The organism is Ruegeria sp. YTSB088, assembly GCF_059609825.1.
The window spans coordinates 248,013-260,529 of record NZ_JBXWMM010000005.1; the positions used below are offsets into that span (position 1 = coordinate 248,013).

Genomic DNA, 12,517 nt, shown 5'->3' on the forward strand with positions numbered 1-12,517 from the left:
CGCTGGATCGACCCGCTCAGTGTGCTTTTCTTCATATCAATGCCACTGGGACCACGGTGAAAATGAAGTACTCAAAACACGACGCGAAGGCCTATGCCCGCGAACATATGACTGGGATATGGGCAGCTGCATTGAACCCGTTCAATGATGACCTGTCTCTGGATGAATCGGGACTGCGCGCCAACATCCGCCATTGGATCGATGACCTGGACATCCAGGGCCTGTTCGTCGCCGGCAAACAGGGCGAATTTTTTTCAATGAGCATCGAAGAGCGCAAGCGTAACTTCGAAATCGCGGTCGACGAATGCGCAGGCGAAGCCGGTGTAATCGTCTCGGTCTCGGACCAGAACATGAATACTGCGTTGGACCTGGCGCATTACGCCCAGAATTGCGGTGCAGATTACATCGTTCTTCACGCCCCGGTTCTGAGTTTCGTACAGGATCGTGGCGAGGTCTTGTATCAGTACTACAAGCGCTTCTGCGATGAGCTGGATATCGGCATCGCCATGTGGAGCCATCCTGACAGCGGCTATTTGATGCAACCTGAAGAATGCGCCCGCATTGCTGATTTGCCGAATATCGTAGCCATTAAGTATTCGGTTCCGCGTGAGATGTACGTGAAGCTGACCCATATGGTGGGCGACAGGATCCACGTCTCGACTTCGGCCGAACATGAATGGCTGGACAACATACTGGAACTGGACTGGAAGCTGTATCTCTGCTCCTCTCCGCCCTACCAACTGCAAAGCACGGTCGATCGGAGAATGAACGAATACACACGTCTGGCCTTTGCGGGACAGGCGGATGAAGCGCGGCGTGTCTTTGACAGTCTGAACCCAGTCCGCAATGCGATGAAACGCGCCCGTCCTGCGGGCAAACCCACTGCATTCGGAAAATACTGGCAAGAGTTGCTGGGTCAGGTCGGTGGCCGTGTGCGCCCGCCGATGCTGGAACTGACCGACGCGGAAAAAGCGATCATTCGCAAAGCATTTGATGAAAGCGGGCTGCGCGTCTGAGCCGGGTGAGGCCTAGCAGTATAAGGAAATCGGATAGCGAGATGCTGAAAATTTCTTTGCGGTTATGGAAAAACGCGGCAAACTTTCCAGGATAGGGAGTGGGACATGTCAAAACTGAAAGCGTTCAACTTTAAGACCTGGATCGACGAGCATCGCCATCTGCTCAAGCCGCCCGTAGGGAATCGTCAGGTTTGGGAAAATGCCGATCTGATGGTTACCGTTGTAGGTGGGCCAAACAAGCGAACCGATTACCACGATGATCCGGTTGAAGAATTCTTCTACCAGCTTGAAGGCGACATGGTGCTGAAAATCTATGACGGAGAGGAGTTCTATGATGTTCCGATCCGTGAAGGTGAAGTTTTCCTGCTGCCTCCGCATGTGCGCCACTCACCACAGCGCCCTCAGGAAGGCTCGATCGGGCTTGTAATTGAACCCAAGCGCCAGACCGGAGAGCTGGACGCCATCGAATGGTATTGTTTCGAATGCGGATCACTGGTGCATCGTGCAGAAATGCAGCTAAAGTCCATCGTTGATGACCTGCCTCCGGTTTATCAGAAGTTCTATGCCTCGGAACAAGACCGCACCTGCCCCAATTGTCAGGCTGTGCACCCGGGAAAGGAACCGCCCGAGGGCTGGGTCACGTTGTAAAACAAGATCAAACAGGGGAAGTAATGAGACATTTCGCAAAAATCGCCGCCTCTGCGGCTGCGCTGGCACTGTCGTCCGTGGCCATTCACGCCGAAGAGTTTCGGTTGGGTCTGATCACGCCGCCACCGCACATCTGGACCAAAGCCGCTGAGGCGTTCGGGGCTGAGTTGAATGAGGCCAGTGGTGGCGCGCATTCGGTATCGGTTTTCCCGGCCCGCCAGTTGGGCAATGAGGCCGAAATGCTGCAACAATTGCAGACCGGAGCGCTGGACATGGCCTTCATGACGGTGGCCGAGGTTTCCAACCGCGCGCCTGAATTGGGGGCGTTTTATGCGCCCTATCTGGCAGGTGACATTGGGCACGCAGGGCGCATTCTGCGGTCTGACACCGCCAAATCCATGCTGGAACCATTGCCAGGGCAGGTAGGTGTCGTTGGACTGGGATATGGGATGGCCGGATTGCGTCAGATCGTAAGCCGTGGCGAGGTCTCATCCGCCGAAGACTTGTCGGGCCTTAAACTACGGATCACGCCCTTCACACCGATCCTGGATTTCTACAACGCGGTGGGCGCAGCACCCACGCCCATGCCCTTGCCTGCCGTCTATGATGCGCTGGCCAATGGTCAGGTCGACGCCATAGACATGGACGCCGAGCTGATCTGGGTACTGAAATATTATGAACACGCCGACACGATCGTGCAGTCAGATCACATGATGTTCCCAATGGTCGGTCTGGTTTCGGCCAAGGTCTGGGCTGGTTTGTCCGAAGAAGACCGCGCGATGATTGCGGAACTTATGGCCAAGCATGTCGACAGCACCATTGATGCTTACGTTGAAAACGATGCCAAATGGCTGGAGCAGATCGAAGGAACAGGCAAGGCTTACAAAAAGGTCGACGCCTCGTTCTTCGGCGACGCAATCGAGGAATGGAATGCGATCTGGTCCCAGAAGACCTCTTCCCTTGACGCTTTGCGGCAGACTGCGGCAGAAACAAAATAACGAAAACGACATGACGAAGAGGGCGCAGCTCGATCCTGCGCCCTTTTTCACGGGAGAACAGCGATGTTGTATCGGCTGTCGGCAGGCTTAGCGCGGGTCGAGTTGTGGTGCGCTGCCTTTCTGGCGGTCTGCATAACGGTTTTGATTTTGCTGAATGTCGTGACGCGCACGGCGGGCAATGCCCTGTTCTGGGTTGATGAGCTGGCGATTTACGCGATGGTCTGGATGACTTTTCTGGGCGCGTCTTCCGCATTGCATCATCGCAGTTCGGTGTCGATCTCCATTGTTTCCGACAACGTGCCCGGACGCGCGAAACGATTGATCCGCAAGAGTGTGGACGTGGTCGTGTTTGCTTTTTCCCTTGCGATGCTGTGGTTCTGCTGGCGCTGGTTCCTTCCGCTGGACATTGCCAGCAACGGATTCGATGTGGCGGTATTTCAAGGTCAGACATTCAATTTCATCTATGCCGAGCCGACATTGACCCTGGGCCTGCCAAAGTACCTGTTCTGGTTGGTGATGTGGCTTTTCGCACTGGGCGCGACGCTGCATTCCACCATGCATCTGCTGAGCACCCCAGAGCAAGGGGCACAGCCATGAGCCCCATCGTCTTTCTGGCCACTTTACTTCTTTCCGTGCCCGTGGCGATCGTGCTGGCGATCACCGCCATCTGGTACATCTGGGAAAGCGGCAACACGGTTCTTTATGACAGCTTCGCGCAGAAAATGTTCGGAGGCCTTGAGAATTACGGCCTTCTGGCAATTCCTCTGTTCATGTTGACCGGAGAATTGATGAACGAAGGCGGTATGACGCGGCGCCTTGTCGCGCTGGCCCGGGTGTTCGTCGGCGGGTTTCGCGGCGGGCTGGCCTATATCAACTTGCTGGCAAACATGTTTATGGCGGCAATCATCGGGTCTGCGACGGCGCAGATCGCGGTGATGTCGCGCGCCATGGTCCCCGCGATGAAGGAAGAAGGCTATGACAAGGGTTTCGCCGCTGCCACGACTGCCGCAGGCGGGCTTCTGGCTCCGGTCATACCGCCGTCGATGATGTTTGTCATCTTCGGCGTACTGGCACAGATCCCGATTGGTGACATGTTCATTGCCGGGATTCTGCCCGGTTTTATCTTGGCTGCTTCATTCGCTTTGGTCATTACCTTGATTGGGTGGCGGCAGCAGTTCCCGAAAGGGAACTGGATGACACGCAGCGAAACCATCAAGGCCGTGATCAGCGCCGCCCCTGCCCTGCTGATCCCGATGTCGATCATAGGTGGTATTCTGTTCGGGATTGCCACACCGACCGAATCCGCCGCAATCGCATCCCTGATCGCGTTTTTGGTGGGCTGGTTGGTTTACGGGGACCTGAAGCCGGGCAGCCTGGCACAGATGTTCAAACGCACGGCGGCCAATGCCTCGATGATCCTGTTCATGATCTCGGCAGCCAGCGTGTTCGGCTGGGTCATCATCTATGAGGAAATACCACAGCAACTGGCTGGGCTGATTACCTCCGTCACTTCGGACCCGTTCGTGTTCCTGCTAATCGTGAATCTGGCGCTTTTGCTGGTTGGAATGGTGATCGATGGCATCGCCGCGATTATCCTGATCACTCCGATCCTGCTGCCAATTGCAACCGGTTCATACGATATCAGCCCCTATCAATTTGGCATTGTTGCCTGCCTGAACCTTGTGCTTGGGCTGATGACACCCCCGGTCGGGATCGGATTGTACATCGCCTCATCCATGAGCGGCACATCGCCCGGCTCAATCCTGAAATCGCTTTGGCCATTCCTGATCGCGGTAACTTTGGTTTTGCTTCTGCTCAGCTATTTTCCAAGCCTGTCAACGCTGCTGATCTGATTTGGATACGTTTTCCGGTCGTAATCAGTTGAAAACTTAGCGCCGGAAATCACGCTCTACTTATCGGTTCCTGTCAGCTAAGCTGGCGGGAACACGTCAAAAGGTCACAAAAAAGGTTTTCATGCTGCTCGACACTCCTATCTGCGATTTCGGCTGGCAGGCCCCGGATTTCACGCTCAGGGACCCGAATGGTCATTCTTTCACCATGTCCGATCACCTGCAAAACGGATTGCTGATCGCCTTCATCTGCAACCACTGCCCTTATGTTAAAACGATCACTGACCGGCTTGCACAGGACACGGGCCTGTTGATGTCGAAAGGGATTGGGGTATTGGCGGTCATGTCAAACGACTATCGGGAGTATCCCGAAGATGCACCGCAGAAAATGCTGGAATTCGCGAGGGAAAATGGGTTCAACTTTCCCTATCTCGTAGACGAAGGTCAAACCATAGGAAAGGCCTATGGTGCTGTTTGCACACCCGATTTCTTTGGGCTGAATGCGGATGGAAGACTGCAATACCGTGGCCGTCTGGACAATCTGGGCCGCAGCCAGACAGGCGAGCGCGAACCGGAGCTGGTCAATGCCATGCTGCAGATTGCACAGACCGGGCAAGGTCCCCGGCATCAGAGTCCGTCAATGGGGTGTTCGATCAAATGGACGCGAGGCTAGGTCATGGGGATCGCTACGCTGGATCATGTCAACCTGCGCACTACACGTTTGGAGGAGATGATCGAATGGTACAGAAAAGTGCTGGGGATGCAGGTCGGCCCACGCCCGCCCTTCCCCTTTCCCGGAGCCTGGCTTTATGTCGGTGGACACGCTTACGTGCATCTTGTTGGTGTCGAGATCGAAGCCGCGGGATCGGAGGCCGAGCTGAAGCTCGAGCATTTCGCCTTTTCGGCAAACGGGTTGGACAGTTTCGAAGCTCACCTCAAAGTAAACGATGTTCTCTATCGCCGTGCGGTTCTGACGGCAGTCAATATAGTGCAGTTGAATGTCTGGGATCCGGACGGCAATCATGTCCACATCGATTTTCCGGCTGACGAATAAGGGCGAAAGTCGCCGATATTTTTGGCCAGTAAACAGTTTCTCTCTCAATTTGAAGACTTGACCCGAATTGCTGGGTCGTCCTTGATAGGGTTAGATTTCTCCCGACTACTCCCGGGTAAATTGTACTGGCTAAAAAGAAATGGGGACTGCATGGCATCGCGCCACCGCCGACATGCATGGCAGTCGAATGACTGATACTAAGGCTTGGCTGGCCAGACACGGCTTGTCCAAATATGTCGATGCCTTTTCAAGGCACGAGATCGAGCTGGGCGATCTGTCGGAACTAAGTGACGATGACCTTGTCACAATTGGCCTGCCCCTAGGACCCAGGCGCCGCTTTCTGAAAGCCATGCGGGAAGAAAACCAAGGGCCCGCAGCAACACAACGCGCAAGTCAGGTACCCAACATCGTTGCCGAGCGTAGACAGCTGACGGTCATGTTTATCGATCTTGTTGGGTCGACGGCTATATCGCAGAAGCTGGACCCCGAAGATCTGGCCGAAGTTCTGAGACTCTTCAAGGAAACCTGCGCTGCTGCAGTTGCGGCATTTGATGGTCATATCGCTAGTTACTATGGCGATGGCATCATGGTGTTTTTTGGTTTTCCGCATGCGCATGAAGACGATCCGGAACGTGCCATTCATGCAGGTCTTCGAATTATTCGCGAAATTCCGGAAATCCGCACGCATGCACATCTTGAAGTCCGCATCGGGATCGCGACCGGCCTGGTTGTCGTCGGTGACCTGCGGGGAGAGAAGATGTTCGAAGACGGCACGGCCATGGGCGAGACCCCGAACCTGGCCGCACGGCTTCAATCGATGGCTGATCCGGGTACAATGATTGTGGCGCCGACGACCCAGGAACTGGCGGGTGAAGCTTTCGAATACGTGCGCCGTGGCACTTTTCAATTGAAAGGCTTTGCCAAAGAGGTCGAAGCTTGGCAGGTCACCGGCACGCGCCAGACTGTCAGCCGCTTCCTTGCGGCAGACGACACCCGGATGAGTTCATTGGTCGGGCGCACGCAGGAGCACGAAACCCTTCAAAGCAAGTGGAGGCTGGCCCGCCAGGGCCATGGTCAGGTGGTGTCGGTCTCGGGCGAGGCGGGTATAGGAAAGTCCAGGCTGATCGAAGAGCTTCGCCGCAAGATCCCGGGTCCAGACCATCAGCAGCTACGCTTTCAGTGTTCACCCTTCCATGATGCAAGTGCGCTGTACCCGATCATTCGCCAGCTTGAAAATGCAGCCGAAGTTCGGGCTAATGACGGTGCGGACGAAAAGTTGGAAAAGATTTCCAGCATCCTGGGCGATCCTTCTGAAGGGTCACTGAAACTGGCTGCGACACTATTGTCGGTCCCATTTGAAGACAGGCTTGGCCCGCTGGATCTGACCCCTGAGCAGATCATGAAGCAGACGCTGGAAATGCTGGTCAATCATATTTTCAACTCGGCGCAGGAAACCCCGACCCTTTTGCTGTTTGAAGATGCGCATTGGATCGACCCAACGACAAAGACAATGCTTGACCGGCTTGTGAACCGGATTGGGGACGCGCGCCTGCTGATGGTAATGAGTTATCGTACGGGCTTTGATCCGGGCTGGCCACAATCACACAACCTGATGCACGTCGCGCTCCAACAACTGGACTTCGTGCAGGTCAAAGAGATCGTGAACGATATTGCCAAAGGCAAAACCGTCCCGGACGAAGTTTACCATCTGATCGCCGCCAGATCCAACGGTGTCCCGCTTTTCGTGGAAGAGGTGACAAAGGATTTGCTGGAATCCGATCTTCTGACTGAACGTGCTGATGCCTATACGATGGACCGGTCCACGCCATCGCCTCCAGTACCGAAAACACTGCACGACGCGTTGATGGCACGCCTTGACCGACTGAGCTCAGCCAAGGAAGTCGCACAGATTGGTGCTGTCATTGGCCCGCAATTCTCTTATCCGATGATTGCAAGCGTTTCCCGTTTTAATGAACGGGCGTTACGTTCCGGCCTGGATTCGCTGGTGGATGCCGGGATCGTGATTGTCTCAGCTTCAGAGCCCGAGGAAACGTTCAGTTACCGCCACGCTCTCATTCGCGACACCGCATACAACAGCCTGCTGAAACGGGAGAGGAGAACGCTTCACGCTCGTGTGGTCGAAGCACTGAACTCTTCGTCATTGCATGACAGTTTCGCCGAACCGGAAATTCTGGCTCATCACTACACGATGGCAGATATGCCGAATGAAGCGATTGAACAATGGTATCAGGCCGGACAACGTGCCGTTGAACGCTCGGCCGGGATCGAAGCGGCCACTCAGCTGGGTCGTGCCATCGCGTTGCTGGAACAGCAGGATGACTCGGTTGACCGCGACCGCAAGGAAACCAAAATACAAACGTTGCGGGCTGGCGTTCTTCGCTCGACCGCTGGCATCGCAGCCGACGAAACGGGGGCGGTATATGCCCGGATCCGCGACTTGTGTAATCGGCTGGGCGAAACCGAACAATTGTTTCCCGTGCTCAACGGACTCTATGCGTATCATCTGGTCCGCGGTGAATACGACCTTGCCAAGGACGTCGCGGCGCAGTTACTGGAACTGGCCAATCTGACCGAAGAAACGCACCACACGATGATTGCCCACCGGGCCATGGGTGCCGTCTTGTTGCATATCGGGCACCAGGACACCGCCTATGATCACCTACGGCAGGCATTGCATTTGTATGATCCTCAGCAGCACAGCCGCCTTGCCTATGTCTATGGAACGGATCATGCTGCCATTACATCGTGCTTTTTAAGCATAACAGTCTGGTTGCGCGGGGAACCTGATCGCGCACTTGAGATCCAGCATCAGGCAGTCGCAACCGCACAGGAACTGGATCACGCGCATAGTCTGGCCCAGACCCTGACGTATCTGTGTATGCTGCACCTGATGCGGCGTGAACCGGAACAAGTTTACGACGTTGCCGCTCGCCTTGAAGAACTGGCAACCAAACACACCTTCCCCTTCATGAAATTGACGGTGAATGTCTGGCGTTGCTGGGCAGACGCGCAGATCACGCCTGGCCCAGAAACGATCTGTGCTATGCGTGAGGCGTCCGAAGCCTGGTGGGCCAGCGGGGCTGGAAACTACAAGCCGGTGTTCCTGACGGCCCTTGCCGAAGCGTCATTGACAGCGGGCGAACCGATGGCAGCGCAGCGCCTGCTGGATGAAGCACGTGAACAGCAGGTACTGACCCATGAAGGGTGGGCTCAAGCGGAAACAGATCGGATACAGGCGTTGGTGCGGTCCACGGACAATGCGGCTGACGATCTGTTCATGGACGCTCTGAAAACCGCACGCGAACAGCAGGCAAGGATGTTCGAACTGCGAACAGCCGTGGATTACGTACAAACTTGCGGCCACTTTGACTGCACACCGGCCTCGCCCCCTGATCTTCGAGAGATACTGGGAAAGATTGTCGGTGGCGCACAGACCCGCGATGTTGCGCAGGCCATGTCTTTGCTCGATCAAGTGAAACTATCGTAGATAACCTTTGTCGGCCTTTTCGACGGGCAATAACCTTCCGTCCATCCCATCGCCCTGAAAGTAAGGGGGCTCAACAGGTAGTTGCATCAACTCGATTGCAACTCATCCTGATATCCAAACAACGCCGGTTGGCCGCCTGTGTGCAGCAGAACTACTTTCTGGCCTTTGCGGATGACACCTTGTTCAAGCAACCCTAAAAGCCCTGCAAAGGTTTTGGCAGAATAAACGGGATCCAGAAGGATACCCTCAGCGCGCGCCATGAGGGTCAGTGCTTCGCGGGCTGCCCGACCAATCCGCCCATATCCAGGTGCCAGGGCGCCGTCCCAAGTATAGATGTCTCCCGTAACCAAAACAGGGTCGAAACCCATCATGGTTGCCAATCGCCCCAAGACCTTTTGCAGACGCGCTTTCTGCTGGTTCTGATCGCGGCGAACGCATATGCCGTAAACAGGTGCAGACTGCCCGACCAAACGCAATCCGGCCAGGAACCCCCCATGGGTAGACCCGCTGCCAGACGGCACGACCGCTGCGTCGAAATCGCTGATCTGCGCATGCAACTCGGCTGCCCCTGCCACATAACCCAACGCCCCCAACGGAGGGTGATCGACGCCCAGATGGATCACATACGGTTTTCGCCCCTCAGCAACCAGTTGGTCGGCGCGTTCGTGAAGAGCGTTGTCGGCACCTGCCTCGTCCTCACCCCTGGGGTAGCTCATATGTTCGGCCCCCAGAAGCTGGGCCAGAAGAACATTTCCGGATCGATGGTAGCATTCTCCCATATTCGCCACACGTTCTTCCAGTTGAAGGATGGATGACATTCCCAGTTTTGCTGAGGCTGCGGCTGCCGTGCGTACAAAATTGGATTGAACCGCGCCCGTGATCAGGATGGTGTCGGCCCTCTGCTGAAGTGCCTCACCCAAATAAAATTCCAGCTGACGGGTCTTGTTGCCACCGAAGCTGAGTCCGGTCAGGTCGTCTCGTTTGATCCACAGATCCAGCCCCAGTTGGTCAGAAAGACGCTCAAGCCGTTCTACCGGGGTGACCGATGTCATCAACTTCGCGCGGGGAAAGCTTGAAAGCGCCTCGTCAATCATAAACCCTGTGCCCCTTCATATTCATGCAAGCGACTCGTGCCGATGGGTGGCACTGCTGACAAAGATAAAGAGGACACTGCCAGCGCGGAAGACAACTGATCAAGCCAAAAGGCTGATCGCGCGCAAAAGCGCTTGACTGAGAAGCCCCCATTTGAACGGTGCCAGCTTTGGATCCTATGTATTCCGCGAAACTACAATTTCGATGGACTTGGCCGCCGGTGGAAATTCACTTCTCACTCGGATCGCTTTCAGCGTAGTTCCGCAAGTCATCCATGTCAGCGATATCCGCGTGGTTCCTGTCGATCTTGACACCAACAGGTTTCAATCGCGAAAACGCGCGGCTCAGGCTTTCAGGCTTCATTCCCAGACGTCCGGCGATCAGCATCTTGTCGTAAGGCAGTTCCACCTCGCACTGACCGGAATCCCGATCGCACAGGTTCAACAGAAACTCTGCAACACGTTGCGCCCCGGTCTGCGCCTTCAATTGCTCCAGCTGGGACACCAGAGCATGCAGATGCGTGAACGTGGCAGCCAGAATTGACACCCCGATTTCCGGGTCTTCCTTCATCAGTGACAACAGCACCGGGCTGGGGATGTGCATCACTTCACAGGCTGAAACGGCTTCGGCTGAAACGGGATATGGCACATTACGCAGCGCAACGGCCTCACCAAAGCTTTCTCCACGGGTGAAAACGCTCACCACCGCCTCCGCCCCGGTCGGAGAGATACGGAACAGCTTGACCCATCCGGCCAGCACGACGTGTACAGCCTTGGCTTCTTCCTCTTGCAGAAAGATCGTCTCGCCACGGTCATACTGCCGCCAAATCGCCTGCCTCAGCAAAGTATCCACATGCTGATCCGGCAGGCTGCGCAGAAGCAGAGACTGCCGCGCAATCGCCTTTTGTGCCTCGTGTGGCATGAAGGCACTCCCTTCTTCATCCAGTCCGGGCGATGGCCCGGGTAATCATCCCCAATGCCCTGCTATGCCAAAGCCGGCGTGCCAGGGCCAGCCTTTTTCTTGAAGATCAACTTGACAATTGTCATGTCGTGGCGCCCATCGCTGCCCTAGGGTCGGTTCACAGCCAGTTATCCGGGGAGCATGTCAGATGGATTTCGAGCGATTTTTCAGCCAGAGCCTCGACGCTTTGAAAGATGAAGGGAACTATCGGGTTTTCATCGACTTGCAGCGACGCCGCGGAGCTTTCCCGAATGCACGCCAGACCGATGGAGCAATCCAGCGGGATGTACGCATCTGGTGCTCGAATGACTACTTGGGTATGGGGCAACACGCATCGGTCATCAACGCCATGCACGATGCGCTGGAGCGTTGTGGTGCCGGTGCAGGCGGGACGCGGAATATTTCGGGCACTACGCACGACCACGTCTTGCTTGAGACAGAATTGGCAGACCTCCACGACAAAGAGTCCGCTTTGCTGTTCACCTCGGGCTACGTGTCAAACTGGGCCGCTCTGGGGACGCTGGCTGCGAAGATCCCCGGTCTGATTGTTTTCTCTGATGCGCTGAACCATGCCTCGATGATCGAAGGCATCCGCCACTCACGGGCGCAGAAGGTAATCTGGAAACATAACGACCTTGAAGACCTGGAGGCCAAGCTGGCCGCCGCAGACCCGAACGCGCCCAAGATGATCGCCTTTGAATCCGTGTATTCCATGGATGGTGATATCGCGCCGATCAAGGAAATCTGCGACCTGGCCGACAAATACGGCGCGATGACCTATCTGGACGAAGTTCACGCCGTCGGCCTCTATGGCCCACGCGGCGGTGGCATTGCCGAGCGCGAGGGCCTGATGGATCGCCTGACCGTGATTGAAGGTACGTTGGGCAAGGCCTTTGGCGTGGTTGGTGGGTACATCGCAGCGTCGGCAGCTCTGTGTGATTTCGTTCGCAGCTTTGCCAGCGGCTTCATCTTCACCACTGCCTTGCCGCCTTCGATCGCAGCTGGTGCTGCAGCATCTATCCGGCATCTGAAGCAGTCAAGCGCAGAGCGTGATCTGCAAAAAGCCCGTGTGGATCAGGTGCGCGCCCGTCTGGATGCAGAAGGAATTCCGCATCTGCCGAACCCCAGCCATATCATCCCGGTGATGGTAGGAGACCCGGTGAAGTGCAAGTTTATCTCGGATACGCTTCTTGAAGAATTCGGCATCTACATCCAGCCGATCAACTATCCCACTGTTCCTAAAGGAACCGAACGCTTACGGATCACGCCGTCCCCGGTTCACACGGATGAGGATATTGATCATCTGGTTGGTGCCTTGTCGGCGCTGTGGCAACGCTGTCAGATTGCGCGGATACCACAGGCCGCTCAGTAACCAAGGCCCCCTTTGCTTG

At 55.9% G+C, this 12,517-nt stretch carries 11 protein-coding genes; 9 read left to right on the forward strand and 2 right to left on the reverse strand.

Translation table 11 applies throughout. The annotated features are described in order from the left end of the window. Window positions 1-62 precede the first annotated feature (62 nt). From AC2FFA_RS10420 to AC2FFA_RS10455, 8 genes are all read left to right on the forward strand, one after another. Window positions 63-1,016 carry a dihydrodipicolinate synthase family protein gene (locus tag AC2FFA_RS10420; protein ID WP_496851615.1) on the forward strand — a complete coding sequence of 318 codons (954 nt, stop codon included), beginning with the start codon at window positions 63-65 and terminating at the stop codon, window positions 1,014-1,016. 105 nt (window positions 1,017-1,121) lie between these two features. Then, a complete protein-coding gene (locus AC2FFA_RS10425; RefSeq protein ID WP_496851617.1) occupies window positions 1,122-1,664 on the forward strand; it encodes a 3-hydroxyanthranilate 3,4-dioxygenase in 543 nt (180 codons plus the stop codon). 23 nt (window positions 1,665-1,687) lie between these two features. Continuing rightward, a complete protein-coding gene (locus tag AC2FFA_RS10430; RefSeq protein WP_496851618.1) occupies window positions 1,688-2,662 on the forward strand; it encodes a TRAP transporter substrate-binding protein in 975 nt (324 codons plus the stop codon). A 63-nt stretch (window positions 2,663-2,725) separates the two neighbouring features. Continuing rightward, complete coding sequence (locus AC2FFA_RS10435) at window positions 2,726-3,259, forward strand: TRAP transporter small permease (protein WP_299898275.1); 534 nt, start codon at window positions 2,726-2,728, stop codon at window positions 3,257-3,259. Further along, on the forward strand, window positions 3,256-4,515 hold the full coding sequence (locus AC2FFA_RS10440; RefSeq protein WP_299898276.1) for a TRAP transporter large permease: 1,260 nt from the start codon (window positions 3,256-3,258) through the stop codon (window positions 4,513-4,515). Before AC2FFA_RS10435 ends, AC2FFA_RS10440 begins: the two co-directional genes overlap by 4 nt. A 121-nt stretch (window positions 4,516-4,636) precedes the next feature. Beyond that, the gene (locus AC2FFA_RS10445) at window positions 4,637-5,185 is read left to right on the forward strand and encodes a thioredoxin family protein (RefSeq protein WP_496851621.1); all 549 of its coding nucleotides are present in this window, start codon (window positions 4,637-4,639) and stop codon (window positions 5,183-5,185) included. Between the two features lie 3 nt (window positions 5,186-5,188). After that, window positions 5,189-5,566: a VOC family protein gene (locus AC2FFA_RS10450; protein ID WP_496670844.1), complete on the forward strand. Its 378-nt coding sequence runs from the start codon at window positions 5,189-5,191 to the stop codon at window positions 5,564-5,566. A 187-nt stretch (window positions 5,567-5,753) separates the two neighbouring features. Further along, window positions 5,754-9,074: an ATP-binding protein gene (locus tag AC2FFA_RS10455; protein WP_496851624.1), complete on the forward strand. Its 3,321-nt coding sequence runs from the start codon at window positions 5,754-5,756 to the stop codon at window positions 9,072-9,074. A gap of 86 nt (window positions 9,075-9,160) precedes the next feature. On the opposite strand, the gene AC2FFA_RS10460 is transcribed toward AC2FFA_RS10455, so the two are convergent. Further along, window positions 9,161-10,168: a D-cysteine desulfhydrase family protein gene (locus tag AC2FFA_RS10460; protein WP_496851626.1), complete on the reverse strand. Its 1,008-nt coding sequence runs from the start codon at window positions 10,166-10,168 to the stop codon at window positions 9,161-9,163. A gap of 226 nt (window positions 10,169-10,394) precedes the next feature. Then, window positions 10,395-11,087, reverse strand: coding sequence for a Crp/Fnr family transcriptional regulator (locus AC2FFA_RS10465; RefSeq protein ID WP_117873440.1), 693 nt, complete (start codon window positions 11,085-11,087; stop codon window positions 10,395-10,397). A gap of 187 nt (window positions 11,088-11,274) precedes the next feature. On the opposite strand from AC2FFA_RS10465, the gene hemA reads away from it, so the two are divergent. Continuing rightward, the gene (gene hemA, locus AC2FFA_RS10470; RefSeq protein WP_496683061.1) at window positions 11,275-12,498 is read left to right on the forward strand and encodes a 5-aminolevulinate synthase; all 1,224 of its coding nucleotides are present in this window, start codon (window positions 11,275-11,277) and stop codon (window positions 12,496-12,498) included. Window positions 12,499-12,517 lie beyond the last annotated feature (19 nt).